At 66.5% G+C, this 331-nt stretch carries 1 pseudogene; it reads right to left on the bottom strand.

Annotation, left to right across the window (positions count from 1 at the left end):
* Positions 1-331, bottom strand: a pseudogene (locus SB772_RS39660) (23S rRNA (adenine(2503)-C(2))-methyltransferase RlmN); the annotation flags it as partial.

The following is a 331-nucleotide window of genomic DNA, read 5'->3' as shown; positions in this document are numbered from 1 at the left end:
CATCGGCACGACGCCGGACGTGGAGAGCGTGACGCGACGGCGCGACAGGCCGTAGGCGTTGTCGTCGAGCATCAGGCGCATGGCGGGCACGACCGCGTCGTAATTGAGCAGCGGCTCGCCCATCCCCATCATCACCACGTTCGTGATGACGCGTTCGCCCTTGCCTTCACCGCCGTTGGCACGGCCGCCGGCCTCGCCGAGCAGCGACGCGCGCAGGGCGAACTCCGCCATGCGCAGCTGACCGATGATCTCTGCGGTGCTCAGATTGCGTGAAAAACCTTGCTTGCCGGTCGAACAAAACCGGCAATTGACCGCACACCCCGCCTGCGAG

The organism is Paraburkholderia sp. SIMBA_030, assembly GCF_046535245.1.
GTDB lineage: Bacteria > Pseudomonadota > Gammaproteobacteria > Burkholderiales > Burkholderiaceae > Paraburkholderia.
Note: the sequence above shows the minus strand (reverse complement) of the source record. Positions and strands in the feature narration are given on the sequence as shown.